This window comes from Streptomyces sp. ICC1 (genome assembly GCF_003287935.1).
Taxonomy (GTDB): domain Bacteria; phylum Actinomycetota; class Actinomycetes; order Streptomycetales; family Streptomycetaceae; genus Streptomyces; species Streptomyces tritrimontium.
Genome location: NZ_CP030287.1, coordinates 6,404,259 through 6,430,380, shown reverse-complemented (window position 1 = coordinate 6,430,380; position 26,122 = coordinate 6,404,259). Strand labels below are relative to the sequence as shown.

Below are 26,122 nucleotides of genomic sequence, written 5' to 3'. Positions count from 1 at the left end.
TGGCCAGGTAGCCCAGCCCGCCGCCGGCGACACAGGCGGCGATCACGGCGCCGCCGACCACCCGGCGGCGGCCGCGGGCCCGGCGGTCCTTGCGCAGCGAGGCGCGACCGGATCCGGTGCCAGTGCCAGTGCCAGTGCCAGTGCCAGTGCTTGAGCCGGTGCCGGTGCCGGTATCGGCACCGGAGCCCGTGCCGGAGCCGCCCGCCGGGGAGAGGTGGGTGACGGTGCCGTGGGCCCCGGAGCCGAAGCCGGCGGCCTCGCCGGGCAGGCCCGGGCCGTCCGGCAGGCCCTGGCCGCCCGCCTGGTCGGGGGAGTACCCCCACGCGTCGACAGCCTGGCCGGCGGGGACGAAGCCGGGGCCGGCGGCCGACCGTACCGCCGCGAACAGCGCCACCGAGACCGGCACGAGCGCCAGCCCGGCGAGCAGTCCCTCGGCCGGGAGCAGGCCGGTCCACAGCCCGGAGCAGCGCAGGCACTCACGGGCGTGCCTGGCTATTCGCTTGCGCCACAGCACCGAGGGGACGCCGTCCCAGCCCCCCGCCACCGACCGCAGGCCCTCGCAGGGCGGCTGGGCCTCCAGCGCCCGCTCCACCACCCGGGCCGACTCCAGCTGCGCCTTCATCCGCTGCACCCGTACCGCCGCGTGCTGCGGGGACAGCTCCAGCGCCGCGGCCATCTCCGTGCGCGTGAGCTCCCCGGCGCACTCCAGCCACCACAGCGACAGCAGCGCCCGGTCCTCGGGCTCCAGCCAGCGGGTGGCGCGGGCCGTCTCGCGCCGCTGGCCCTCCAGGTTGAGCCGTACGACGGTCAGGTCCACGAAATCGGCGCCGGGATCGGCCAGCTCCCAGGCGGCCTCCAGGCCGCTCTCGCCGGGAGCGCTGCGGCGGGCCTGCCAGTGGGCGCGGACGCGGTTCATGGCGATCGCCACCAGCCAGGAGCGGAAGCTGGTGTCGTCGCGCAGGCCGCCCAGCCCGTCGAGTGCCCGCAGCATCGTGTCCTGCACCACGTCATCCACGTCCACGGACCCGTTCAGGGCCCGCCCGACGATGTTGTAGACGAGCGGCAGATAGGCGCTGACCAGGTCGTCTTGCGCCCGGGGGTCGCCGGCGCGCGCCGCCGCGACCAGCGCTGCCGTGTGCTGAGTGCTCATGTGAAGTCCCTGTCCGTACCGGCGGTCGATGATGCCCAATACCTGGGAGACCGTCGAGAGGGACTCCGATAACACTTATCCGGAGTATGAATCAGAAGCGGTGTGATCGGGACCCGCGTCCGGGGCGAGACGGGCGGCCAGGGCGTCGAGGTCGGGCAGGAACCAGATGTGCGTGCCCCGGTTCGATTCCCGCACGAGGTCGGGCAGGGCGGAGCTCGCCCGCAGGTGGTGCGAGATGTCCCCGATGACCACCAGCCGGACCCGGTAGTTCACGAACTTCTGCATGATCGCCCCGGCGAGGCCGGTGCTGAGGTCGAAGAAGCGGGCGTCGAGCCGCTCCGCCGGAACGGCCACGATGTCGGTCCGGTGGAAGGCCCCGCCGATCAGGTGGTCGAGCGCGTCCTGCTCGCCGGCGACGGGAGGCCCGTCGGCGGCGCAGACGAGCACGGGTACGCCGTGGTGCTCCACGATGAGGTCAGCCACGGCGGGCCTCCCCCATGCCGTTGCCCGGTCCGAGCGCGCCGTCGACCAGGTGCAGCAGATCGGCCGTGGTGGCGGCGTCGCCGAGGATCACGATCTTCATACGGGCCCGCTCCTTGTCGTAGACCGTCTGCAGGCGCAGCGGATCGGGGGTGTCGCGGGGGGACTGCGCGCTCGCCGTGACGAGGGTGGCGAGCCGGTGCGCGGCGTCGGGACCGATCGAGTCGATCTGCACGATGCTCGACACCTCCAGGTGCCGGCGCGCCGGGCGCGCGTCAGCGCCGGTGTCGGCGCCGCTGTCCGTGCCGGTTCCCGTGTCCGTGGGGCCGCTGGTCAGGGCTTCGAAGTCCTCGCGGCTGATCCGGTACTGCTTGCCGATCCGGACGGCCTTGAGCCGGCCGTCGCGGACGTAGTTCCGGACGGTCCGCACGTGCAGCCCCAGCCGCTCGGCGACTTCGCCGACCGAGTACAGCTCCTGCCCCTCATTCTGCATAGTGCCTAATACTACCCCATCGAGTGGAAGATGAGGAGTGATAGCTGCAAATAAGGAGTGATGAGGAGTGGCGGGGAGCGGTGGGGGTTGGCGGATGCGGCCGGGGGCATCGGTGCGCTCCGGAGAAATCGTTTCGGCGAAGGGACGCGGCACTCCTACGCTGGCCCGATGACAGATCCGCTCCACCCGGCCAAGCCCCGCCCCGGCGACCGCATCGCCGTGCTCTCCCCTTCGGCCGGCCTGCCCGCGCTCTTCCCCCAGCCCTACGAGCTGGGGCTGCGCAGGCTCGGCGAGGAGTTCGGCCTGAAGCCGGTGGAGTACCCGACGACCCGGAAGATGGGCGCCACGCCCGAGGAGCGGGCCGCGGACATCCACGCGGCCTTCGCGGACCCCGAGATCAAGGCCGTGATCGCCAGCATCGGCGGCGACGACCAGATCGCCGTGATCCCGCACCTCGACGCCGACCTGCTGCGCGCCAACCCGAAGCCCTTCTTCGGCTACAGCGACAACATCAACCTGCTGCTCTTCCTCCGGGACCTGGGGATGGTCGCCTACCACGGCGGCTCGGTGATGGTCGAGCTCGGCCGGCCCGGCGCGATGCACCCGCTGACCGCGGACTCCCTGCGCGCGGCCCTGTTCACCCCGGGCGAGTACGAGCTCACCCCCGCCACGGCCAGCGGGGACGTCAACGGCCCCTGGGACGACCCGCGCACCTTCGACGCAGAACCGGAACTGGAGCCCTCGGAGGGCTGGACCTGGCACCAGGGCGACCGGGTGGCCGAGGGCGCCGCCTGGGGCGGCAACCTGGAGATCCTGTCCTGGCTGCTGATGGCCGACCGCGTGGCGCGGACCCCGCGGGCCCACGCCGGCAGCGTGCTCTTCCTGGAGACCTCGGAGGAGATGCCGCGGGCCGAGGAGGTCTACCGCATCCTGCGCTGCATGGGGGAGCGCGGACTGCTGCGCGAGTTCCCGGCCCTGCTCATGGGCCGGGCGAAGAGCTGGTCCTTCGAGAACCGGCTCGGGCCCGAAGAGCGGATCCGGCACCGCCGCGAGCAGCGCGAGGCCGTCCTGCGGGCCCTGGGCGAGTACGCCCCCGACACCATGGCCGTCTTCGACGTGGACCTCGGCCACACCGACCCCCAGGTGGTGATCCCCGTCGGGGGCCGCGTCCGGGTGGACGGCCCGGCCCGCCGGATCTTCGTCACGTACTGACTCCACCTGCCCGACTCCACCCGCCGACTCCACCCGCTGACCCCATCTGCGGACACCGTCCGCAGGGGCCGCCGACCGGCGCGACCGACTCGCGCCACCTGACGAACACCGCGTTCCCGTCCGTCCGTTGGGGTAGCCGGATCCGGGTCCGGGGTGACAATGGTCCTCCCACGGGACGTGTTGGGGGCGGCATGTCGGCGTTGCTCTTACGGGGATCCGGCCGGGCCCGGGGCTGGGCCGGATACCTCGGCGCGGTCGGGCTCGGCGCTGCTGCGGTGGCACTGGCGGCGGTCTGGACATCGGGGCCCTGGGCCGTCGGCATCGGCGCGGCCGTCACCGCGCTGTCCGGGCTGGTGGCCGAGCGGTTGCAGCCGGATGAAGGCGCCGACGCCCGGGCCGCGGGGGAGGTGCTGCGCACGGCGGCCGGCCGGATCCCGCTGCTGCGGGACGTGGACCGGCCCGAACTGGCCGGAGTCCACCCGGCCGAGGCCGCCCCGGGCACGCCGCCCGCGTACATCGAGCGCGACGCCGAACCGATGCTGCGTTCCGCCCTGGACCGGGCCCGCTTCGTCCTCGTGGTCGGCGAGTCCACCGCCGGAAAGACCCGGCTCGCCTACGAGGTGGCCCGCACCCGCTACCCCCGGCACGCCTTCGTCCGCCCCCTCTCCCGCTCCGCGCTGCCCGAGGCGGTACGGATCGCCGCGCGGCGGCGCCGCGCCGTGCTCTGGCTGGACGACCTCGAGGACCACCTCGGCGCGGGCGGCCTCACCGCCGCCCAACTGGCCACCCTGGGGAAGGCGGTGACGATCGCGACGATCCGGGTCCAGGAATACCGCCGCTACGACGCCCGCGAGGAGAGTCGGCTCACCGGCTCCGACCGGGACGCCTGGCGGGCCCAGCGCGATCTGCTCCAGCAGGCCGCCGTCATCCGGCTGCCCCGGCACTGGTCCGCGCGCGAGCGCCGCCGGGCGCGGGCGTACGAGGGCGATCCGCGGATCGGCGCCGCCCTGCGCGCGGGGGAGCGGTTCGGGGTCGCCGAAGTGCTGGCGGCCGGTCCCGAGCTGCTGGCCTCCTGGGAGAACGGCTGGGCTCCGGGCGCCAATCCGCGCGGCGCCGCCGTGGTCGCGGCGGCGGTGGACTGCCGCCGGGCCGGACTGCGCCGCCCGGTCAGCCGCGAGTGGCTGCGCGAGCTGCACGCCCCCTACCTGGCGGCCAGGGGCGGCGGCGACCTCCAGCCCGAGCCCTTCGCGCAGGCCATGGACTGGGCCTGCGCGGCCGCATACGCCACGAGCGGGCTGCTGATCGGCAACTACGGAGCCGGATTCACCGCGTTCGACTACCTGTTGAACGCGCCGGGCCGCGGACCCGTTCCCGATCACCTGTGGCGCGGGCTACTCGCCCGGGTGGAGCCCGTCGACGCCTACGACATGGGCCTCGCCGCCCACCAGGACGGCCGCCTCGCGCGGGCCGTCGAGGCCCTCGACCTCGCCGCGCGCGGCGGAGTCCCCGGAGCCGAACTGCCACTGGCCATCGCGATCGGGGACTCCGGGAAGCCGAACCGGGCCGCCGCGGACCTCGCCGGGATCACCCGCCGGCGTACGGACCGGCTCGGCCCCAGGCACCCCGACACGCTGGCCGCCCGCCACCAACTCGCCTTCTTCGTCGGCGAGTCCGGCAACCTGAGGGCAGCCGCGGCCCGGTTCACGGAGCTGCTCGCCGACGTGGGGGAGGTGCTGGGGCCCGACCATCCGGACACCCTGGCGGCCCGCCACCAGCTGGCCTACTTCACCGGGGAGGCCGGAGATCCCCGCGCGGCGGCACGCCAGTTGGAGGACCTGCTCGCGGACCGGCTGCGCGTACAAGGTCCCGGCCATCCGCAGGTGCTGGCGACCCGGCGCAGCCTGATCTGGTTCCGGCCGGGCGATCCGGCCGACGCGGAGCGGAGGTTGGCGGAGCTGCTCGCCGAGGCCGAAGCCGCCGAGGGAATCGGACCGGACGATCCGCACACCCTCGCCATCCGGGGGAGCCGGGCTGCGCTGGCCGCCCGCGCCGGGCGCGCAGCCGAAGCGGCGGAGGCCTGGGCGGGGCTCACCGCCGACCGGACCCGGGTGCTCGGCGCGGACCACCCGCACGTGTTCTACTCCCGGCTGGAGTGGGCCCGGGCCCTGACCGCCCAGGGCCGCACCGCCGAGGCCCGCGTACTGCTGACCGGCGCGCTGGTCCGGGCGCGGTCCGTCCTGGAGCCGGGACACCGGCACCTGCGGACCGGCCGCGAGCTGCTGGCCCGGCTGGCGGACGAGGCCGGGCGGGAGGACCCGTAAGGCAGGAGGACCCGTAAGGCGCGGGACCCGTAAGGCAGGAGGACCCGTAAGCCGCGAGCCGCGCGAGCCGCGAGGCGGGTGGAGTCGGAGCGGCGGGGTCAGAGCAGCGGGGTCAGCGCCAGCGCGGCCGAGCGCAGCGCGGGGGCGTAGGCCTCGATCTCCTCGCGGGAGACCAGGAAGGTGACGGTGGTGACGCTGACCCCGCCGACCGGGAGGCCCGTCGGTCCGAGGATCACGGCGCCGATGCAGCGGATGGTGGGCTCGTTCTCCTCGTCGTCCAGTGCGAACCCCCGCTCCCGCACCGACGCCAGCTCGGCCTCCAGCGCCTCCGCGCCGGTGATCGTGTTCGGCGTCCGGCGCGGCAGGCCGGCGGCGGAGAGGAGCTCGCGGACCTCGGCCCGCGGCAGGTGCGCCAGGATGCACTTGCCGATCGCGGTCGTGTGCAGGGGCATCCGCATGCCGATCCGCGAGGCGGTCCGGAACGGTTGGTCGCTCTCCAGCTTCCGGATGTAGGTGATGGTCTCGCCGCTGTGCAGGGCCAGGTGGACCGCCTGCCCGGTGGACTGCTGGAGCTCGCGCAGGATCTGCTCGACACCGGCCGGCTCCCCACCGCTGACCAGGGCGGACAGCCCGCGCAGCCGAGGGCCCACGCCGTAGCGGCTCTCGGCTTCGGAGCGTACGAAGCCCTGCTCGATCAGTGAGGCCAGGATGCGGTAGGTGCTCGACTTGGGCACCGCGGCCGCCGCCGCCACGCCGGTGAGCCGGTGCGGGCCGCCCGGCGCGGCGACCGCCTCCAGGATCCGCATCGACTTCTCCAGCGCCGTGCCCGCCGTGGAGGTGCGGCCGCCGCGCGCGGCACCACCGGCCTCTTCGGTCCCGGGGTTCTCCGTCATGGGCACGTGATCTCCATCGATGGGTAAGGTCTGCACCAGAAGTTCCGGTACACGATACCAAGTTCCACTACGTGGAACAAATGGAGGGTTCTGTGTCCTGCCATCCGTACGCCGTCATCACCGCGCAGGGCCTGCTGCCGGTCCTGCGCGACGCCGACGCCGACGAGGCCCTCCGCCACACCACCGCCCTGCTCGCCGCCGGCTGCCGCGCGGTCGAGCTGACCACTTCCATACCCGGCTGGGCCGAGGCCGTCGCGCGCACGGCCCCGCTCACCGACGCGCACGGCCGCCCCGCGCTCATCGGAGTCGGCACCGTCACCACCGCGGAGGCCGCGGAGACCGCCCTCGGCGCGGGCGCCGCCTTCCTCGTCTCCCCCTACCCGGCTCCCGAGGTCCGCGAGGTCGCCGAGGCGCGCGGGGCGGTCTTCATCGAAGGCGGCTTCACCCCCGGCGAGATCGCCCGCGCCGCCCGGTCCGCCGGCGCCGCGAAGGTCTTCCCCGCGCACGTGGGAGGGCCCGGGTTCATCCGCTCCCTCAAGGCGGTCCTGCCCGACGCCCTGATCATCCCGACCGGCGGCATCGCTCCGGGCGAGGTCCGGGAGTGGCTCGCCGCCGGCGCCGCGGCCGTCGGCGTGGGCAACGGCCTGCCCGCCGACCCGGCCGAGCTGGCAGCCGTCTTCGCCGACCTGGCCCGGCCCTGCTGCGGCGCCTGCGCCGGTACGGGGGCCCGGCCGTGACGGGGACCGGGGGGTACGACGTCCTGGTCCTCGGGGAGGTCCTCGTCGAGATCCATGCCGGCACGGCCCTGCGGGACGCCGCCGACGGCACCCCCGCCCGCATCTCCTACTCGGGCGACGCGCTCAACGCCGCGGCGGCCGCCGTCGCCGCCGGAGCCCGCACCGCCCTGCTCGCGGTCGTCGGCGGGGACGAGCTGAGCGCCCCGCTGCTGGCCCGCGCCACCGAGCTCGGCGTGGACGTCTCGCACGTACGCCGCTCCCCGCGCCCGAACGGCGCGTACCTGATCTCCGCCGACACCGAGGGCGACCGCGACTTCGTGTACTGGCGCACCGGCAGCGCCGGTTCGACGCTCTCGGCGGAGCACGTGGAGTCCTGGCGGGACCTGCTGACCGGCTGCAAGGCCCTCATCACGAGCGGCATCACCGGTGCGCTGTCGCCGAGCAGCCGGGACGCCGTACTGGCCGCGGCGCAGACGGTGCACGAGTCCGGCGGACACCTCTCCTACGACCCCAACTTCCGCTCCCGCCTCACCGGTCGGGGCGAGGCGCGGGAGCTGCTGGCCCGTGTCGCCCCGCTGGCCGGGCTGCTGAAGACCTCGTGCCCGGCCGACGCGCTGGCCCTGGTGGGCACCGACGACCCGGCCGAAGCGGCCGCCCGCTACCGGGCGCTGGGCGCCCGCAGCGTCGTGGTCACGGCGGGCGCCGACCGGCTGCTCCTGGCCGACGGAACGGCCGGGGACGCGGGGGCGGTGTACCTGCCCGTTCCCGTCAACCCCGACCCCGTCGACGCGACCGGCGCCGGAGACTGCTTCACCGGCACCGCCACGGCCCGGCTCGCCCTGGGCGACAGCCTCGCGGAGGCCGTCGCGTACGGAATGGCGGCCGCCTCCCTCTCGGTCTCCGGCCGCGGCGGCACGGGCCACGTCCCCGCCTTCGCCGCGACGGCAACCCTGGCCGCGGCCCACCGTGCCCGGCCGCAGAACCGGCCGAGCGCGGCGCCCGGCCCGGACCGGCAGGCTATGCCGCTTCGAGGAGTTTGATCTCCTCGGCCGACAGGCGCAGGGACCCGGCCGCGATGTTCTCCAGCAGGTGGTCCGGGTTTCCGGTGCCCGGGATGGCCAGGACGTGCGGGCCCCGGCTCAGTGTCCACGCCAGGCGCAGCTGGGCCGGGGAGATTCCGCGGGCCCGCGCGAGGTCGCGCACCGCCGTACCGTCCTCGGCGACCACCCCGGCCTCCTTGCCGGCGCCCGCGATCGCGAAGAAGGGGACGAAGGCGATGCCCTGTTCGCCGCACGCGTCGAGGAAGGCGTGCTCCTCGGCCGGGGAGCCGATCCCGTAGGCGTTCTGCACGCACACCACGGGCGCGATGGCGCGCGCCTCGACGAGGTGGTCGGGCCGTACGTTGGACACGCCGAGGTGCCTGATCAGCCCGGCCGTGCGCAGTTCCGCGAGCGCCCCGAAGTGCTCGGCGATCGAACCGGTCTCCGCCTGGCGCGGGACGCGCAGGTTGACCACGTCCAGGTGGTCGCGGCCCAGCTGGCGCAGGTTCTCCTCGACCTGCCCGCGCAGCTGTTCGGGGGTGGCCCACCACCAGTCGCCGGCGGCGTCGCGGCCCGGCCCGACCTTGGTGGTGATCACCAGGTCGTCGGCGTAGGGGGCGAGGGCCCGGTTGATCAGCTCGTTGGCGGAGCGGGTCGGGGAGAAGTAGAACGCCGCCGTGTCGATGTGGTTGACCCCCAGCTCGACCGCCCGCCGCAGGACGCCCGTCACCCGGTCCCGGTCGCTGGGGGAGCCGTCGGCGAGGTGGGTGAGCCGCATCGCGCCGAAGCCGACGCGGCGGACGGTGAGGTCGCCGAGCCGCCAGGTGCCGGAGCGGTCCGCGGTGGTCCCGTCCGGGGTGATCTTGTGGGATGTCATCAGGTGAGGGTAGCCGGGTCGGTGACCCAGCCCGCGAAGAGCACCAGGCCGGAGCCCCGGTCGACGGCGAGGAACCCGAAGGGCCGCGAGACGCCGAACTCGGCCCGGCGGACCCGGTACGGCGAGCGCCTCGGCCCGCCGCGGTACATGGTCACGGCGGTGACGGCCGCGGCCTCGAAGCCTTCCGCGTGGAACCGGGCCATGGCCGACTGGCGGGCCGAACCGACACCGAGGGGAGCCGCGGAGATGCCGGGGAAGTGCCCGGGGCCTTCGGCGGCCGTCCGCAACCCGAACAGGCCGGGGTGGCGCAGCAGGTCGTGCTCGGCGCGGATCTCGAAGGCCACCGTGTCGATCCGGACCACGGGTTCGGGGCGGGCGGAGTCCACCGTGCGGAGCGAGAGCCCCGGTCCCGCGTCACCGTCGGGGAGCTCGCTCGCGGTCGACGAGGCCAGAGCGCCGGTGACCTCGGCGATCCCGGTCGTCAGCACGTCCGCCGGCGGGGCGCCCGGTTCACCGAGCAGCAGGTGCACGTCCGCGCCGGAGCTGCCCGGTGCGCCGGGCACGGCGGGCAGGGTCACCGGTCCGCAGGGGCCCCGGGCCACCCGGATGCGGTCGGGGAAGGCGTGGGTGACGGTCAGTCCGCGCAGCCGGAGCCCGTTCCAGGGTCCGTGCGGAGCCGGGACGGGCCGTTCCGCGAAGGGCTCCTCCCAGGTCAGGCGCAGCGCGAGCGCGGAGGCGAGGACCAGGTCGGTCCGCCGGTCCACCGCCGCCGGCATCGTGTCGATCAGGCCGTCGGTGCGGTCGGCGGCCCAGGCGTCCAGGGCCTCGCGGTCGGTGCCCGGGTCGCCGGTCAGGGCGCGGTGGGCCCCCTCCGGGAGCCCGGCCGACCACCGCTCTTCCAGCGGGAGGTCCCGGCGGGTCCACAGTCCGGTGGCCGCGCGCAGGCCCCGTACGCCGTCCAGTGCGGCCAGCAGTTCGCGCGCGGCGTCGGCGGCCGTGTCGGCGGGTATCCCGAGGGCCTGCTCCAACTCGGTGCGGGCCGGGCCTTCGGCGCCGTCGGCGAGGAGGGCCAGCAGCGGCCACACCCCGGCGGCCGTGAACACGGTGCCCCCGGCCGGGTCCGCGGGCTCCGACGCTCCCTCCGGCCGGTTCGCCGCCCACCGCGCCGTCAGGCGGTTGACCGCCTCCACCGTCGATTTCCGCACGGCGGGGAGCGTACGGCGCGGGGCGGCCCGGAACCGCCTCAACTCCAGTCCTCCGATTCGAGGTTCGCCCACGCCTCGGCTTCCTCCGCCGCGTGGTCCCGCTCCTCGTGCGCGAGGGGTTCCGCCACCCAGCCCGCGGCGAGGACCAAGCGGGAGGTCCGGTGGACGGCGAGGAAGCCGAAGGGCCGGTGGAAGGCCACTTCGGCCCGCCGGACCCGGTACTTCAGCCGCGGCGCGGCGCCACCGACCGCGCCGAGCGCGGTCACGGCCGCCGCTTCGAAGCCCTCCGCGTGGAACCGGGCCACGGCCGTCTGCCGGGCCGAGCCGAGGGCAAGCGGATCGGCGCTGATTCCCGGGAAGTGGCCCCGGCGGGAGTCCGCGGCGCTCTCCAGCCCGAACAGCCGAGGGTGATCGAGGAGGTCGTGCTCCGCCTGCACCTCGAAGGCCACCGTCTCGATGTTCAGCCGGTGTCGGCGGTCGGCCGAGAGCACTTGCTCGATGTGCAGGCCCGGGCCCGGGTTCCCCTCGGGGAGCAGGCTCGCGCCCGTCGAGGGGATGGTCCGGGTGACGGCCGCCAGGCCGGCCCGGAGGGTCTCGCCCGGCGGGGCCTGCGGCTCGCCGAGGACGAGGTGGACGTCCACGCCGCCGTCGCCCACCACTTCCAGCACGGTCACGGGCCCGGTCGGCGCCTGCGCCACGCGGGCCCGGTCGAGGAGGGACGTGCTGCGGAACAGGCCTTGCAACGGCCTTTCGGCCCACGGGCCTTCCTCGACGCGCGTCCTCCAGGGAGCGAAGGGCCGGATCCACCGCAGGCGCAGCGCCAGCGCGGAGGCGAGCACGAAGCGCGTGTCCTCGTCGCGGTCGACCGGCATCTTCTCGATGAGGCCGTCGGTGCGGTCGGCGGCCCAGGCGTCCAGGGCCTCGCGGTCGTGGTCCTCGTCACCGGTCAGGGCGCTCCGCGTGCCGGCGGGGAGCCCGGCCGACCACCGGTCCTCCAGGCTGAGGTCCCGGCGGGTCCACAGTCCGGTGGCCGCGCGCAGGCCCCGTACGTCGTCCAGTGCGGCCAGCAGTTCGCGTGCGGCGTCGGCGGCCGTGTCGGCGGGTATCCCGAGGGCCTGCTCCAACTCGGTGCGGGCCGGGCCTTCGGCGCCGTCGGCGAGGAGGGCCAGCAGCGGCCACACTCCGACGGCTGTGAACACCGTCCCAGTGCCGTCCGGGGTCGCGTGCCCGGCCCAGCGCGTGGTGAGTGAGTTGACCGCCCGAACCGTCGCGAACTTCATGGGCGGCAGCGTACGGGTTGGGGCGCCGCCGGGACGGGTCGTTTTCCTCGTCCCGGCGGCGCTGTTCGGGGGTACGGCGCGCGGCGCGCGGCGTGTGGCGCGCGCCGCGCGCCGCACCGGTCAGCGGCTGGTCAGAGGCCAGTCGGCGGCCGGTCGGCGGCCGGTCAGCGGCCGCGCAGGCCCTGGTCGATCGCGGTCATGAGCTCGCCGTCGGCGGTGTCCGCGTCCAGGGACCAGAACATCGCTCCGCCCAGGCCCTGTTCGCGGATGTAGCGGGTCTTGGTCCGCAGCACCTGCGGGTCGTCGTACGTCCACAGGGTGGTGCCGTCGAACAGCCAGGCGCTGCCGGCGCGCCGGTCACGGTACAGCTTGTACGTGCCCGAGTCCGCGAGCTTCTTCAGCGCCTTGTAGTCCTCGTACCCGGCGGCCCAGGTGGCCGGAGCCGGAGCCGTCGCGGGCTGGCCCATGCCGTCCCCGCCGCCGCTGACGCCGGTCCAGCCCTGCCCGTAGAAGGGCATGCCCATCACCAGCTTGTCGGCAGGAGCGCCGCGCCGTTTCCAGGCGTCCACCGTGCCGTCGACGCTGAAGTCGTTCCGGGCGTACAGCGCGGACTGCTGCGCGGTGGTCTTCTCGCCGGACACGTGGAAGTCGTAGCCCTGGAGGGTCACGAAGTCGAGGTCGCGCATGATCCGGCGGACGTCGAAGCCGGCGTCGATCTTGGCGGGGGCGGTCGGGACGAAGGCCGTCAGCTCGTACTTGGCCTTCCGCTTCTGGCTCTTCGCGTAGGCGTCGAGCTGCGTGCGGAACTCGCCCACCAGGGCGGTGAAGTTCTTCTTGTCCTCGGGGCGGTAGGTGGTGTCGGAGTCGCCGGCCGAGCCGGGCCACTCCCAGTCGAGGTCGATGCCGTCGAAGATGCCGGCCGCCGAGCCCGCGCCGCCGCGGGTGCCGTCCTGAGGCAGGTTGCCCTTGATGTAGAGGTCGATGCAGGAGGACACGAGGGCCTTGCGGGAGGCGGGGGTCAGTGCGGCGTCCGAGAAGTGCGTGGACCAGCTCCATCCACCCAGCGAGAGGAGGACCTTGAGGCCCGGGTGCTTGGCCTTGAGCTCGCGCAGCTGGTTGAAGTTGCCGGCGACGGGCTGCTCCCAGTCGTCGGCGACACCGTCCACGGAGTTCTCCGCGTCCAGCGGGCGGACGTAGTCGGCCCAGGCGTCGGCCTCGCCGGGGATGCTGCCGGTGAAGCACTTTCCGTCCGCGCTGATGTTGCCGAAGGCGTAGTTGATGTGCGTGAGCTTGCTCGCGCTGCCGTTCTTCTCCAGGTCCTGGACCTGGAAGTCACGCCCGTAGACGCCCCATTGGGTGAAGTAGCCGACCTTCTTGTACGAGCGGTCGTGGCCGGAGCCGCCGTGCCCGGAGTCGTCGTGGGCGGGGGCGAAGGCGGTCAGCAGGGAGAGGGAGCAGGCGGCGACGGCCAGCCTGCCGAGCATGCTGCGGCGCATGGGCTTCCTTTGCGGATGCGGTGAGTGGTGCCGGGGCGCGTGCGCTGTGCATGCGGAAACTATTGGTCTGGACCAGATCGGGTCAAGGGGGCGGGGGAGGATTCAGGGAAGGCTCCATTGCCCGACGTCGTCGGCGAGGCCGCCGTCCAGGGCGAACTGCACCGCGGCGGGTTCCGCGTCCTTCGGCAGTCGGAAGGTGACGGAGCCGGTCGCCGCACCGCCCGGGCTCAGCGTGAGGGTGTCCGGGAAGGCGTCGCCGGCCCCGGCCCCGGTCGACGCGTTGAAGCCGGTGAAGCGGCGGCCCTCGGAGTCGAGCAGGTGCGCGGCGGGCGCCGGGGAGTCCTCGTAGACGGCGGTCCCGGTGTTCTCCAGGCGCAGCCGTACGGAGACCAGCCGGTCAGCCTCGTTGGGGTCGGGGTCGGGCGTGGGGCCGACGCCCGACGGGTCGTCGACCTGCGTGAGGGTCACGTCCAGGCGCTCGCCCGGCTGGTCGCCGGTGAGGGGGATCGTCTCTCCGGAGCCGTCCGGGCCGGCGCCGAGGACCAGGGCCGCGGTGAGGGCGGCGAGCAGCGCGAGCGCGGCCCGGCGGCGTGCGGGCCGCGCGGGGCCTTCACCCGGGCGGTCTCCGCTCACACCGCCCACGAGCTGTCTCATATACCCACCTGCCGATGCCGCCGCCCTACACCGTGGAGAGCTGGGTGGACGGCGCACCCTTACAACAGAGGGCGGGCGCGGTCCTCGCCGCGGAGCTCCTCGACACGAGCTGGGGCGACGACCACATCAGGCCCGCCCTCTAGGGATGCCGTCGCGTCGGCTCCTGCCGTCCGCCCGCTGCCGTCCGCCCCCTTGGTTCCGCCGTGCGAAGTGCGAAGTGCGAGGTCGTAGAGCGTGTCATCACTGCCCGAGACTCCGTCCCGGTCCCTCACCGGGCCGCGGCGGACACGCGCGGAAGGTCCCGCGGACCTGGCGCTGCTGCCCGATCTGGTACGCGCCGTCCTCGCGCGGGACACGGCCGGCGCGGCGGGGGACCGGGACCGGGGCGGGGCCGCGGCCGGCTGGGCCGTGGAACCGGGCGCGTTCTGGTGCCACGTCCGGCCGGGGGACGCCGTCCGCCGCACCCAGGGGTGGAAGCTCCACGTCTCGGCCACCCCGCTCTCGGCCCCGCTGGTGCTGGCTCGGGCCGCCGAGGTGCTGACCGCCCACCGGGCGCCGTTCAAGTTCGCGGCGAGCCCCGCACGGGTGGCCGCCCTGGTCTCGGGGCGCTTCGCCCGGGGCGGGGCCGGCAAGTTCATCACGGTCTACCCGGTCGACGACGCCCAGTTCCGGCTGCTTGCCGAGGAGTTGCACCGGGCCACCGTGGGGCTGCCCGGACCCGCGGTCCTCTCCGACCGGCGCTACCTGCCGGACAGTCAGGTCTACTACCGCTACGGGGTGTTCGCGGCGGCCCCCGAACTCACGGCCGACGGAGCCTTCGCCGCCCGCCTGACCGACCCCGAGGGCCGGCCGGTGTCCGACGAGCGCAACGCCTGGTACAGCCCGCCGTCCTGGGCGGGCGAGCCGTTCCCGGGCCGCCCGGTCGCTCCGGCCCGCAGCACGGCCACCGCGAAGCCCGTGCTGCTGAACGGGCGCTACCTCGTGCGCGGGGCGATCCAGCACTCCAACAAGGGGGGCGTCTTCCGGGCCGAGGACACCGCCACCGGCGACCGGGTGGTCGTCAAGCAGGCCCGCCCCCATGTGGGCGCCGGCCTCGAAGGGCTGGACGTACGGGACCTGCTGCGCCGGGAGGCGGCCCTGCTGGACCACTTCGGCCGGCGGTTCCCCGACCGGGTTCCCCGGCTCGTCGAGGTGTTCGAGCAGCAGGGCAGCGCCTTCCTGGTCGCCGAGTCGGTGCCGGGGGCGACCCTGCGCCGGACCGTCGCCGAGCGGCTGGTCCGGGAGGGCTCCGCCTGCCCCGACGGGCCGACCGCCGGCCCCCTGGTCCGACAACTGCTCGAACTGGTCGCCACCGCCCACGAACTCGGCGTCACCCTGCACGACTTCAACCCGAACAACGTCATGGTCACCCCCGACGGGCAGCTGCGGCTGATCGACCTGGAGATGGCCGCCGCGCAGGGCGAGCGCTGGGTGCTCGGCGCCACCCGCGGCTATACCGCCCCCGAACTGCGCGCCGCCGACCCGGTGGCTCCCGCGTTCGGGCCCGCCGTGGACCTGTACGCCCTGGGCGCCACCATCCTGCACGCCCTGACCGGCGCCGATCCGCTCTTCGCGGCGGACCGGCCCGCAGCGGGGGCCCGCCCGGACGAGGAGCGGCTGTCCCGGCTCCTGGACCTGCTGGCCCGCGACCAGCCGCTCGTACGACGGTACGGGCCGCTGGTCCGGGGGCTGATGCGCGACGCGCCCGAGGACCGCTGGACCCTGGAGCGGGCCCGGGAGGCCCTCGACGGCGGCCCGGCGCCGACGACGGCACCCGGAGGCCCCGCGGGGTCCACGGGGTCCACCGGGTCCACGCGGTCCGCCGGGTCCACGGGGTCCGCCGGGTCCACGGACGCGGCGCGGGTGCGCGCACGGCTGCTGCACGACGGCATCGCCCACCTGCTGGCCACCATGCGCCCGGCGGACCCCGACCGGCTCTGGGCCGCGGACTCCTTCGGCGAGACCTGCGACCCGGTGGCCCTCCAGCACGGCTCGGCGGGCGGAGTGGGCGTGCTCGCCCGGGCCCTGCGCCACGCGGACGACCTCGCGGCCGGATCCCCGTACGCGACCGCCCCCGGCACCCGGGACGGCACCCGGGACGGCTCCCAGGACGGCTCCGGGGACGGCTCCGCGCGTGACTCCGCGTACGGGCCGCCCGTCACCCGGGAGGCCCTGCGCGCGGGGCTGCGTACGGCCGCGCTGTGGACGGCGGACCGGCAGGAGGCGCTGCCCGGCAACCTGCCCGGACTCCACTTCGGCCGGTCGGGCACGGCCTGGGCCCTGCTCGACGCCGCCCGGGCGCTGGGGGACGCGGCGCTCACCGAACGCGCCCTCGCCCTCGCCCTGGCGCTGCCCCTGGAGTGGCCCAACCCGGATGTCTGCCACGGCGCGGCCGGCGCCGGCCTGACCCAGCTGCACTTCTGGCGCACCACGGGGGACCGGCGCTTCCTCGACCGCGCCGTGCAGGCCGCCGAAGGGCTGCTGGCAGCGGCGCGGAGCACGCCCGAGGGCGTCTTCTGGCCGGTGCCCGAGGACTTCGACTCCGGTCTCGCGGGCGCCTGGCACTACGGGTTCGCGCACGGGGTGGCCGGTGTCGGCACCTTCCTGCTCCTGGCCTGGGAGGCGACGGGCGACGAGCGGCTGCGCGCCGCGGCCGTGGCGGCGGGCTCCACCCTGGCGGCGGCCGCCCGCCGCGGACCGGCGGGCACGCTGTGGCCGGTGGACCGGGCGCGGCACCTGTCGGGCTCCCCGGACCTGGCCAGGCACTGGTGCAGCGGCTCCTCGGGCGTGGGCACCTTCCTGGTCCGGCTCCGGTCCGCCGCCGGCCCCGGCGGCGAGGGCCTCGCCGACCTGGTGGAGGGCGCGGCCGCCGCCGTGCGGGCGGGCAGGGTGACCGATACGGCCGCCACCTGCCACGGGCTCGCGGGCAACGCCGAGTTCCTGCTCGACGCCGCCGAGCTGACGGGCGACGCGCGCCACCGGGCCGGAGCCGAGCTGCTGGTCGAGCACATGGCGGCCCAGGCGGTGCTGCGCGACGGCCGGCTGCTGGTGCCCGACGAGAACCGCACGTCCGTACTGGCCGAGTACGCCACCGGTCTGGCCGGGAGCCTCTCGCTGCTGCTGCGCCTGCGGTACGGCGGCCCGCGGGCCTGGCTGCCCGAGGGCGGACCGGGCCACCCATGAGTGTCCGGTGGCCGTCGGCCACCGGCTGCCGGACCCCTCCGGGGCCGGCGTTCCATCCGCAGTTCCATCCGCACAGAAGGAGACCGCCATGGCGGAGTTCGACATCGATGCCCTCCAGGTCCTGCCCGAGGACGTCCGTACCGAGGACGCCCGCGGCGAGGAGCACGCCGCCGCACTGATCACGGCCTGCCGCTGGCACACCAGCGGCTGCTGATCGCCCGCTGAACCGGCGGCGACCCCTGACGCCGCCCCAGGAGGGGACCGGAGCCTCACACCGGTCCCCTCCTCCGCGTCGCGGGCGTCGCGGGCGCCGCGGGATCCGGCGGGATCCGGCCGGGATGCCCTAACGGACCAGGGCGAAGGTGGCGGCCGCGACGGCCGCGCCCAGGGCGGCGCCCGCGATCACCTGGGCGACCGTGTGGTCCTTCAGCTCGATCCGGGACCAGCCGACGACGGCGACCACGGGGGAGGCGAGCAGGACCCAGGGCCCGTACGTCATCGCGAGCATGGCGAGGCTTCCGCACGACACCGCGGCGTGCACGCTGATCTTCCAGGCCCGGGTCACGGCGAGGAGCGCGGCGAGGGTGGCCAGCATGGCCGCGATCAGCGCGATCATGGTCCGGGGGGCGTCGAAGGCCCACAGCAGCAGGATGCCGGTGGCGACCGAGAAGATGATGAAGGTCATCACGACGAGGCGCTGCTGCCGCTGGCCGACGTGCCGGTCGGCCCAACGGCCGCGGCGGATGCCGTACTTGATGAAGGCCAGCGGGATGGCCGCGGCGAACAGGCAGCCGAGGAGGCCCCAGCCGATCCCGGCGAGGCGGCCGGTGTGCCAGCCGATGAGAACGGTGTCGGCGATGATCCACGTCTTGGGATCGAGCCCGTCGGTGACCAGGCGCGCGGCCCGGGACTCCTCCGACCGGATGAGCGTGGTCGTCACGCCGTGGCCTCCTGGCTGGTGGTGGTGAGGAACTCGTCGGCCACGGCGGAGTGGTAGATCCGCGCGATCTGGATGAGCTTGTCGACCTCGGTGGCGAAGTCGAGGTCGTCGATGCCCTCGGTGGCCGGCTCCTGCGTGCTCGCGACCGGCAGGGTGCCGCGGGCCTTGCCTTCGCGCGCGGCCCGCATCCAGAGGGCTTCGGCCGCGGGGCTCGTCGCCGGGTCGAAGCCCGCCCGCAGCGCGGCGCTCCGCGCCCGCTCGCGGATGTCGTCGGCGGCGTAGGCGTCGAGCGCCAGGGAGGCGTCACGGATCTCGATCACCCTGCGGTACAGCCGCAGGCGCGGGCTGCGCAGGAGTCCGGTCCTGAGGACGATGTCGGGGGTGACCGCGGTCAGGTCCTGCCAGAGCGGCTGGAGCCGGCGGAAGTGCCGGCCGTCCTGGACGGTCCGCCAGGCCACGCCGAACGCCGGGATGCTGCTTCCGACGAGGATGAAGCCGATCGCCATGTACTTCAGGGCGTCGGTGGCGTTGTCGACCGCGATGTCGCTGGTGCTGTCCGTGAGTCCGATGAGACGGGTCGTCATGTACCCGAACCGCAGCAGGGTGTAGAGCACGCCGACGGCGGTTCCGATGCCCATGAGCCGTACGCCGGTCCGCAGCCACCGGGCGCTGGCGTGCCGGGCGCTGCCCCAGAAGAGCCAGGTGGCGGTGGCCATGGCGATGCCGAGGTAGACGATGAAGACGAGGTAGTAGGCCGTCGCCCAACCGTTCCCCGCGTTCTTCTCGAAGAAGTCGGTCACTTCGCGGGGCCGCGGGACGAAGAAGAAGAACAGCACCGCCATGACCGCCATCGCCGTGAGGGCGACGTAGTGGCGGGTGCGCAGCCGGCGGCCGGTCTCCGGCCGGGCGATGGCGACGACGAAGTCGACGACCGCGCCGGCCGCGATCATGCCCAGCCAGTGTTTGACGAGGGTGGACAGGTTGTTGACCCCCGCCCATTCGTCCAGGGCGCGCATCACCCCGGGCAGACGGAGCGTCATGGAGAGCGTCAGGGCGGCGAACGCGGTCCACAGGGCCCGCTGCTTGACGGAGCGGACGGCTGAGGGAACCCGCCAGACCGTCACGGCCCAGAGCATGGTCAGGACGGCGATCTCGAGGTGTTTCACTTCACGACCAGGTGTTTCGAACGGGGTGCCCGAGGGCGTCATGGAGGCGCGCGAGGCGGTCCTCGGCCTCGCTGGAGATCGACTGCGTCGTGTAGCGGCCGGCCCGTTCGTGGATGAGCGTGGCCAGGGTCTCCGCCTGCCGTTCCTGCGGGCTCGCGAACTTGCTCCGCCCCATGAGGTGCGCGAGGCGGTTGACGTCGAGGCCGAGTTCCTCGTCGATGGACTCGGTCTCGCGGGCCACGCTCCTGATCCGGGCCGCCTCGGCGCGGATGATCGAGGCCACGGGAAGATCGGGGCTGTCGAGACCGGAGACGGCCGTCTGCGTGCGCGCCAGCAGGCGCTGGAAGTGCTCGGAGGCGCGGGCGATCTCGCGCTCCGACGGCTGCTCCGGCATCTCGAGCTCGGGGGCGACGTGTCCGAGCAGCATGTGCGATATCTCGTGCAGGACGATCTGCACCTTGAGGATCTCGGCGGCGACGGCGTCGTAGAACACGAGGTCGGCGACGTCCAGGCCGAGCCAGATCCCGCACGGCAGGGCCGGGTCTACAGGCCCGTCGAGGGGCAGCAGGATCAGGGGACGGCCGCGTTTCTCGGCTATGCCCTCACAGAAGGCCTCGAGGTCGAATGGCTGGGGGATGACGAGCTGGTCTGCGACGGCGGCGCACTCCGCATCGGCGCGCTTCCACCACCGCATGGTCGCCCTCCCCGCCCGTCGGCTCTCCGCGGCTCTCTGCGGCTCTGCGGCGCGAAGCCCAACTGCCCCATGCCGTCCGCCCATTTCGCACGCCTGAACGCTTGAGGGTAACCGGAAGCCTCACGGGCGGCCGGAAGACGTGTGCTGACAGGCCGAAACACCGTGGTCCACGCGAGTAGCATGACTGGTTTGCGCCTCAGGATCCCTTCCGGACTCCTCTCGGGGCTCCCCTCAGGGCTCCCTTCAGGATTCCTTGCGGCGGCGACGGCGCGGGTTCACGTCCGGAAGCCCTTCGGCCTTGCGGAGCTGCTTGATCAGGCCGGTGACGGACCTCATGGACCCGGCGGACAGCCCGCTGAGGCGGAAGGCGGCGGCTTTGACCTGCTCGTCCTCCAGGACCTGGGCGAACTCGTCGGCCGCGGCGGCCTTGCCCATCTCCTCGCGCAGCCGCGAGATCCGCTCCTCGATCCGCTGCTCGATCGCTTCGGCGTTCTCGCCGTCGGCGAGGTAGCCGACCGTGACGCCGAAGAAGTTGGCGATCGCGCGGATCGAGTCGATGCCGGGGTTCGGATTGTTGTTCAAGCGGATGGTCTGGACCGTGCCGTGCGAGACGGAGGGGCCGGGCAGGTTCCTGGTGCCCTCGGCGATCTCCTGGTACGTGTACGGACCGCGGCTCGCCGGGTGGATCGTCTCGATCAAGAAGCCGAGGCGGGCGCCCATGGTGTCCCGCCCGTCGGTGGGGGTCCCCTCACCCATCACCGTCACCGCTCCTGTCTACCGCTGGATCCCGTGACCGACCGCTGCACCGACCACCACCTGCATTATCTACTGGCCTAGACGGCTCTCACCACACAATGCAACGAACTGCATCTACCCGGCTAGCGGACACCGGCGAAAGTGACCCACGCCACTTCACCGGATGATCACCTCTCCGTTGCTTGACAGGGCACACGTGGGACGACGTATGTTCATCCCGTCATCTAGCCCACTAGATGCGCCGGTGCCCGACTTCTGGACGGTTCACGTCTAGCTTGCTGAGCTCCGGGGCTGCTGGGAGAGAAGGGCGCGGGGGAGGGGCGGTGATGCTGCGACAGCGTCGGGCGCCCCTGCGGCGGGGGCCGTGTTCGGAGGTTCCGGACCCCCCGGACGAACGGGGCGCGCCCGCTTTTCGGGGGTGCGGTGCAACGGGGGCCGGGTCGCCCCGGTCCCGTGGGCTGGGGCACGGGGGTGCTCGGCGCACGGGACCGGGGAGCTCGCCGGCGGGCCCGGACCCGGCCGATGGTCGGCCTCGGACCGGCCGTGAGTCCGGAACGTTCCCTTTCCGGCCGGCCCGTGCTAGAACTGGAATCCGCAGCCATTGGTCTAGACCGGATGGCGTACGTGCGGTGGACCGCATGACGGCACCGCACACATGAAATCGCAGTGGGAGTCAACGAAGACCAGCCAGGACCCTGCCACCCCAGGAACGCGCAATGTACTCTCCCGCACCTCCTCCGCAGCGCCGGATCGTCAGGTCGGCCCCCCGCTGGCACCTCTCCGCATGCAGGGAGTCCCCCCGTGCGGCGCGCCGGCAGGTGGTGGCGACGCTGACGACCTGGGACCTGGAGAACCTGGTCGACGACGCCGCTCTCGTCATCTCGGAACTCGTCACCAACGCCGCCACGCACGGCCTCGGCCCCATCTGGCACAAGGCTGGCCACGGTCACCCTCGACGACGCCACCACGGCCGTGCACATGGTCGTCGGCGACTCGGGCCCCGGATGGCGCGGCCGTGAACCGGGCCGCGCGACCTCACGGGACACGTCCGGTCGCGGACTCGACATCGTCGACGCGCTCGCCGCCCTCTGGGGCGCCGCCCACACGGCGGCCGGCCACCAGGTCTGGGCCGAACTGCCCACCCCGACGACCGGACTCCGAGAACCCGGCCGCGCCCGCCCGGGAGGGCGGATCGCCGCCGAACGGGAGCCCGTACAGGGTGTCGGGACGGGCTGCGCGGCGTAGCGCGGGCGAGTCGGAGCAGCGGTGGTCCGGCCGCCGTCTGTGACACGGTTGAACCTGTCGATGACCGGCGGCGCGAAGGGGGATGGCGTGCGACTGTCACGGGAGGTCACCGGGTGGGCGTTCATCGCCGAGGTGGAGGGGACCCGCCGGGCCGGCCTGGCGGTCGGCCTGGCCGACATCAGCCCCTTCACCGCGGGTGGCGGGGCCGGAGGCAGCCTGTTCGCGCGCGCGTACGCGCGGGGCCTCCCGGCGCTCCTCTCACTGGACGCGCTGCCGTTCGGCCGCCCCGCCGACCCCCGGTGGTGCGTCACGCAGGACGCGGGGGGTGTCCTGTCCGTCCTCGACCCCGATGGCGCGCCCTTCGCCCACGACCTCGACCTGGAAAGGCCGCCGGGGTGGCGCGAGGCGGCGGAGGCCTCGGGCTCGGTCATGCTGATCGTGTCCCACGTACTCCCCGCCACCGGCGATCCCCTGGACGCGCTGGTCTTCGAAACGGGGCGGGGGATGGTGTGCGCCGGCTCCGTGCGCTTCGGTGAGCCCGCCCGCGCGGCGGACGATCCGCCGACGGTCACGTTCGTCATCGACCCGGTCGGCGTGCTCATGGACCTGGCGCAGTACGTGTGCGATCGGATCATCTCCTTGGACGAGGCGAAGCGACGGGCGCGCCAAGTGGAGGAGACACGGCGGGCCTTGGCGGAGCACCACGCGCTGTCCGCCGGGGCGATGGTGGATCCGCTGTTCGGGGACGGGTTCCCCGAGCACGGCGGCCCGGCGGAGTTCATGTACGTCTACTGGCGACTGGTCGCCGAACTCGCCGACGCCTGCGGGAGGGAGGCCGCCTGGCGGGTCGCGGCGTTCCGGACCGTCGAGGCGGGCGTCCGACTGGTGGCGGACCGGTCCGACCGCGCCGTGTTCGAGGAGTCCGCAGCGGTGGCGGCCCGCCTGATCGACAGCCTGGGCGGCTCCGCCGGCCCGGAAGCCGGCCCGGAAGCCGGCCTGGTGGCCGCGCTGCTGGCCGCCGCCCGGTTGCGGCTGGCCACCCGCGGACCGGAGGACCTGGCCGCCGACGCGTACGCGCGCGAGCTGCTGACCACCTGGTTCGCCCGGCTGACCGCTGACCTGTACCGCACGTGGTCCACCGAAGAGGAGCCCTTCCAGAGGGAGTCCGCCCGGCTGGTGGCGGAAGCGGGACAGCTGGTGGTGCGGGCGCTGGAGCTGGACGGCGGCTCGATGAGGCCCCGACTGCTGGCGGTACTCGCGCAGATCCTCGCGGACGGGGAGGGAGTTCACCGTGACGCCGCCGACGCCGCGCTGTCGGCATGGAGTGCCGCGCCGGGCGCCGACGAGCCGGACCTCGCGCTGTTCCTTCTGCGGACGACGAGCAGGGTGTCCCCGGAGACGGCCGCCGGGCTGCTCGCGGGGGTGTTCGGGAGGCCGCTGGCCGATTTCGTCGCCGCCCACGGCACGACGATGACCGCGAAGGTGATCAACCAAGGCGTCAACCTGGCCCGGGAACGCGCCGACCGGCCGCTGCTGCGCACCGTGTTGGACTGGGCGGACCAGCTCGACGTCCAGTGGGCCCCCACCCACCGCAGGCAGCTGATCGAGGCCCGGCTCCACGCGCTGCCCGACGACCCGAGCGAGTGCCCGCGTCCCGGCCAGCCGCTCCCGGTGTCGTTCCCGGAGTCCTGGACGGCGGCGCAGCGATCCGCGGCTCTGCTGCACGCGGCCGCGCACGCCCGCGACCGGCGGCAGCCGGCGTGGGGGCTCACCCTGCTGCGGCAGGCGGGCAACGGCCTGAGCGAGGAAGTCCGGCTGCTCACGGCGGATCTGTACTACCAGGCGACGACGGCGGACGAGCCGCCCCCGGGCCCCGTCCCGTTCCCGTGGGGCTACTACACGTACGCGGCACTCGGCTACGCATCGCTCGGCTTCGAGGAACTGGCGCGGGCGAGCCTGGTGCCGTTCGTGATGCGGATCGGCAACCTGCACGGCGGCGAACTCGTCGACGCACTGCGCGCGATCATCGTGGACGCGCCGAACTTCGACACGAGCAGCTCGCCCGAACTCGGCGGGCTCCTGCGCGACCTCGTGCACTCGGCGGTCTGGCAGATCGTCTCCGAAAGCGAGACGCTGCCCATGGGCCTCCTCCTCGGCCTGCACCATGCGGGCAAGGGATCGGAGCTCGGCGCGTGGTGGCGCATTGACGGCCCGCTCGAACTCCCCGCGCACATCCAGCACTTCATCGCCAAACTGCGCGACCTGGAGGAGCCGGCCACCGACGGCGCCTTGCCGAACCCGCCGAACCTGCTGAACGTGATGGACACGGACCGCCGACCGAGCGGCCACGACAACGCGCAGATCGCCCGGAACCTGCGGTGGCGCATCTCGTCGTTCATCGACGACGAGCTGCGTCGCCGCTCGGCACCGCTCACCGACGACCAGCACATCTGGGCCAAGGTGCCCGATCTGCTGGACGATCGAACGGTGCTGCTGACGTGGTTCCTGCCCGCGGCGATGAACGGCGCGGCCGTGCTGCTCGCCGTCACCAGGCAGGGCCAGGAACTCGTGGTACGCCTAGGCGAGCGCGAGCAGGAGCAGTCGAACGAGAACGAGAACGAGAACGAGCAGGGGCAGGGGCAGGGGCAGGGGCAGGACGACCGGCACCCGGTGGCGGACCGGGTCGAGGCGATCCGGTCGGAGGTCGAACGCGACCCGCTGTTCGCCGATGTGACGCCGGAGGGCAGCCGGCTGCTGGAGTCGGCCGGCCTGCCGCTCAGCGGCAGCGAGCGGTGGGCCGAGTGGCGCGTCCAGGGCAAGGACCGCATCCTGGCCTGGCCGCACGGCGCCCTGCACTACCTGCCCCTCCCGCTGTGCCGCACGGGCGGCCGCCTGCTCGCCGACGACTGGACGGTCACCACGATCGCGGGCCTCGAAGCCCTGGCACCCGTCGAGGTCCCCGCGCGTGCGCGCCGCACCGCCGTACTGGCCTCCGCCGCCGGGGGCGTCCCCTTCGGCCTGCGGGCGGAGCCGGCGCTGGAGGAGCACGCGCGGAAGGTCGCCGGGGCGGTGGGCGCCGAAGCCCTCACCGGTCCCGCGGCCACGCGCGACAGGCTGCGCGCGGAGATGTCCACGGCGGACGTCGTCCACATCGCCGCACACGGGACACTGGACGAGGACGCACCGTGGATGCACTGCCTCTACCTCACGCAGGACGGCGACGACGACGGCCGCGTATTCGCCTACGACTTCCTCGACGTCGACCTGCGCGGCGTCCGCCTCGTCACGCTCGCCGCCTGCGAGTCGGCGCTGGGCCGGTTCGACCGCGGGGACAACATCCGCGGCATCCCGTCGGCACTGATCACCGCCGGGGCGCAGGCCGTCGTCGGGTGCCTGTGGCCCGTACGACCGGAGCCCGCCACGTACTTCTACCACCACCTGCACCAGGGGGTCGCGCGCGGCGCGGAACCGGAGCGAGCCTTCCGCGGCGCCCAACTCGCCACGCGCACGACGTATCCCCATTACCGTGACTGGGGAGCGTTCACCTACGTGCACGGCAGGAGCAAGGGAGCCGCCGCATGACCGAGATTCGACTGCACGACGTCGAACTCGTGCCGGAGCGTACGCTCGGCAGCCCGGCGGACGACGCACCGCTGCGCGGCAGGCTCACTTTCGGCTGGGACCTCCTGCCCGCCGACCGTGCGGGCGCGCCGGCCGACTGGCTTTCCTACCTCGGCGCCACACCAGACCGGGAGTTCCGGCACCTGCTGATGGTGTGCTCGTTCCGCCCGGAGACTCCGACGAGCAAAGGCGTCTTCCGCCACGCCTCCCTGGGCGTCGCACTGTCCACACCGGAGCCCGGCGTACAGCCGATGGCGCGCCTGATCGACCCGGGCGAGCGCACCCGTCCGGTCGCCGGACTCGGGACGGGTTTGAGCTTCACGGTCACGACGGGCGTGCTGGACGTGGGGGTGGAGAAGCCGGCTGGAGCCGGACCGGCGAGGGAGGAGTGGACCGTCCGGGGCCACGGGGCTTCCCAGCCGAACCCGCAGTGGGAGTTCCGACGGGTCAAGGGTTTCCCACTGGTCGGCGATCACCCGGTGGCCGCACTGGTGGAGCTCGTGCCCGGCCGCGTGAACACGGCCGAGGTACGGGTCGCGGCGGAACTGGAGCACCGCAACTGGGGCCTCCGCCGCTACCGCGCACAACTCGCGCCGACACCGCACACCATCGCACTGTCAGACTGACCCGCCCCGGGGGC

21 protein-coding genes and 1 pseudogene are annotated in these 26,122 nt (G+C 74.1%); 9 read left to right on the top strand and 13 right to left on the bottom strand.

Going from position 1 to position 26,122, the window contains the following annotated elements; genetic code table 11:
- Positions 1–661: 661 nt before the first annotated feature.
- The 3 genes and pseudogenes from DRB96_RS46375 to DRB96_RS30195 all read right to left on the bottom strand — a co-directional run.
- Positions 662–1,150: pseudogene (locus tag DRB96_RS46375) on the bottom strand (sigma-70 family RNA polymerase sigma factor); the annotation flags it as partial.
- 75 nt (positions 1,151–1,225) lie between these two features.
- On the bottom strand, positions 1,226–1,633 hold the full coding sequence (locus DRB96_RS30200; RefSeq protein ID WP_112451319.1) for a DUF4180 domain-containing protein: 408 nt from the start codon (positions 1,631–1,633) through the stop codon (positions 1,226–1,228).
- Complete coding sequence (locus tag DRB96_RS30195) at positions 1,626–2,123, bottom strand: helix-turn-helix domain-containing protein (RefSeq protein ID WP_112451318.1); 498 nt, start codon at positions 2,121–2,123, stop codon at positions 1,626–1,628. The genes DRB96_RS30200 and DRB96_RS30195 overlap by 8 nt, the downstream gene beginning before the upstream one ends.
- 168 nt (positions 2,124–2,291) lie before the next feature.
- Between DRB96_RS30195 and DRB96_RS30190 the strand changes: the two genes are divergently transcribed.
- Both DRB96_RS30190 and DRB96_RS30185 read left to right on the top strand, forming a co-directional pair.
- Complete coding sequence (locus tag DRB96_RS30190) at positions 2,292–3,335, top strand: S66 peptidase family protein (RefSeq protein WP_112451317.1); 1,044 nt, start codon at positions 2,292–2,294, stop codon at positions 3,333–3,335.
- A 191-nt stretch (positions 3,336–3,526) separates the two neighbouring features.
- Positions 3,527–5,656 carry a tetratricopeptide repeat protein gene (locus DRB96_RS30185; protein ID WP_162688871.1) on the top strand — a complete coding sequence of 710 codons (2,130 nt, stop codon included), beginning with the start codon at positions 3,527–3,529 and terminating at the stop codon, positions 5,654–5,656.
- 98 nt (positions 5,657–5,754) lie between these two features.
- Here the strand turns inward: DRB96_RS30185 and DRB96_RS30180 are convergent, their stop codons facing one another.
- Positions 5,755–6,549 (bottom strand): IclR family transcriptional regulator, encoded by a 795-nt coding sequence (locus tag DRB96_RS30180; RefSeq protein ID WP_112451315.1) that lies wholly within the window; start codon positions 6,547–6,549, stop codon positions 5,755–5,757.
- Positions 6,550–6,641: 92 nt separating this feature from the next.
- On the opposite strand from DRB96_RS30180, the gene DRB96_RS30175 reads away from it, so the two are divergent.
- Both DRB96_RS30175 and DRB96_RS30170 read left to right on the top strand, forming a co-directional pair.
- On the top strand, positions 6,642–7,286 hold the full coding sequence (locus DRB96_RS30175; protein WP_239517780.1) for a bifunctional 4-hydroxy-2-oxoglutarate aldolase/2-dehydro-3-deoxy-phosphogluconate aldolase: 645 nt from the start codon (positions 6,642–6,644) through the stop codon (positions 7,284–7,286).
- Positions 7,283–8,326 carry a sugar kinase gene (locus tag DRB96_RS30170; RefSeq protein ID WP_112451313.1) on the top strand — a complete coding sequence of 348 codons (1,044 nt, stop codon included), beginning with the start codon at positions 7,283–7,285 and terminating at the stop codon, positions 8,324–8,326. Before DRB96_RS30175 ends, DRB96_RS30170 begins: the two co-directional genes overlap by 4 nt.
- Here DRB96_RS30170 and DRB96_RS30165 read toward each other — a convergent pair.
- From DRB96_RS30165 to DRB96_RS30145, 5 genes are all read right to left on the bottom strand, one after another.
- Complete coding sequence (locus tag DRB96_RS30165; RefSeq protein WP_112451312.1) at positions 8,304–9,203, bottom strand: aldo/keto reductase; 900 nt, start codon at positions 9,201–9,203, stop codon at positions 8,304–8,306. The genes DRB96_RS30170 and DRB96_RS30165 overlap by 23 nt on opposite strands.
- Positions 9,203–10,408, bottom strand: a complete 1,206-nt coding sequence (locus tag DRB96_RS30160; protein ID WP_112453853.1) for a serpin family protein — start codon at positions 10,406–10,408, stop codon at positions 9,203–9,205. The genes DRB96_RS30165 and DRB96_RS30160 overlap by 1 nt, the downstream gene beginning before the upstream one ends.
- Positions 10,409–10,446: 38 nt before the next feature.
- A complete protein-coding gene (locus DRB96_RS30155; protein ID WP_112451311.1) occupies positions 10,447–11,688 on the bottom strand; it encodes a serpin family protein in 1,242 nt (413 codons plus the stop codon).
- A 164-nt stretch (positions 11,689–11,852) separates the two neighbouring features.
- Positions 11,853–13,184, bottom strand: coding sequence for a glycoside hydrolase family 18 protein (locus DRB96_RS30150; protein ID WP_112451310.1), 1,332 nt, complete (start codon positions 13,182–13,184; stop codon positions 11,853–11,855).
- 102 nt (positions 13,185–13,286) lie between these two features.
- Positions 13,287–13,838: a DUF4352 domain-containing protein gene (locus DRB96_RS30145; protein WP_112451309.1), complete on the bottom strand. Its 552-nt coding sequence runs from the start codon at positions 13,836–13,838 to the stop codon at positions 13,287–13,289.
- A gap of 234 nt (positions 13,839–14,072) precedes the next feature.
- On the opposite strand from DRB96_RS30145, the gene lanL reads away from it, so the two are divergent.
- Together lanL and DRB96_RS43925 are read left to right on the top strand one after the other, a co-directional pair.
- A complete protein-coding gene (gene lanL, locus DRB96_RS30140; protein ID WP_112451308.1) occupies positions 14,073–17,060 on the top strand; it encodes a class IV lanthionine synthetase LanL in 2,988 nt (995 codons plus the stop codon).
- A gap of 88 nt (positions 17,061–17,148) precedes the next feature.
- Positions 17,149–17,274 (top strand): ALQxL family class IV lanthipeptide, encoded by a 126-nt coding sequence (locus DRB96_RS43925; RefSeq protein WP_189745961.1) that lies wholly within the window; start codon positions 17,149–17,151, stop codon positions 17,272–17,274.
- A gap of 129 nt (positions 17,275–17,403) precedes the next feature.
- Here the strand turns inward: DRB96_RS43925 and DRB96_RS30135 are convergent, their stop codons facing one another.
- From DRB96_RS30135 to DRB96_RS30120, 4 genes are all read right to left on the bottom strand, one after another.
- Positions 17,404–18,000 (bottom strand): hypothetical protein, encoded by a 597-nt coding sequence (locus DRB96_RS30135; RefSeq protein WP_239516265.1) that lies wholly within the window; start codon positions 17,998–18,000, stop codon positions 17,404–17,406.
- Positions 17,997–19,166 carry an MAB_1171c family putative transporter gene (locus tag DRB96_RS30130; RefSeq protein WP_112451307.1) on the bottom strand — a complete coding sequence of 390 codons (1,170 nt, stop codon included), beginning with the start codon at positions 19,164–19,166 and terminating at the stop codon, positions 17,997–17,999. The genes DRB96_RS30135 and DRB96_RS30130 overlap by 4 nt, the downstream gene beginning before the upstream one ends.
- A 1-nt stretch (position 19,167) precedes the next feature.
- The gene (locus tag DRB96_RS30125) at positions 19,168–19,860 is read right to left on the bottom strand and encodes a hypothetical protein (protein ID WP_112451306.1); all 693 of its coding nucleotides are present in this window, start codon (positions 19,858–19,860) and stop codon (positions 19,168–19,170) included.
- A gap of 243 nt (positions 19,861–20,103) precedes the next feature.
- The gene (locus tag DRB96_RS30120) at positions 20,104–20,616 is read right to left on the bottom strand and encodes an XRE family transcriptional regulator (protein WP_112451305.1); all 513 of its coding nucleotides are present in this window, start codon (positions 20,614–20,616) and stop codon (positions 20,104–20,106) included.
- Positions 20,617–21,594: 978 nt separating this feature from the next.
- On the opposite strand from DRB96_RS30120, the gene DRB96_RS30115 reads away from it, so the two are divergent.
- The 3 genes from DRB96_RS30115 (at position 21,595) to DRB96_RS30105 (ending at position 26,108) form a co-directional block, all read left to right on the top strand.
- Positions 21,595–21,861: a hypothetical protein gene (locus tag DRB96_RS30115; RefSeq protein ID WP_112451304.1), complete on the top strand. Its 267-nt coding sequence runs from the start codon at positions 21,595–21,597 to the stop codon at positions 21,859–21,861.
- Between the two features lie 87 nt (positions 21,862–21,948).
- Positions 21,949–25,443, top strand: coding sequence for a CHAT domain-containing protein (locus DRB96_RS30110; RefSeq protein WP_162688672.1), 3,495 nt, complete (start codon positions 21,949–21,951; stop codon positions 25,441–25,443).
- Complete coding sequence (locus tag DRB96_RS30105; RefSeq protein ID WP_112451302.1) at positions 25,440–26,108, top strand: hypothetical protein; 669 nt, start codon at positions 25,440–25,442, stop codon at positions 26,106–26,108. The genes DRB96_RS30110 and DRB96_RS30105 overlap by 4 nt, the downstream gene beginning before the upstream one ends.
- The last annotated feature ends 14 nt before the right edge of the window (positions 26,109–26,122 follow it).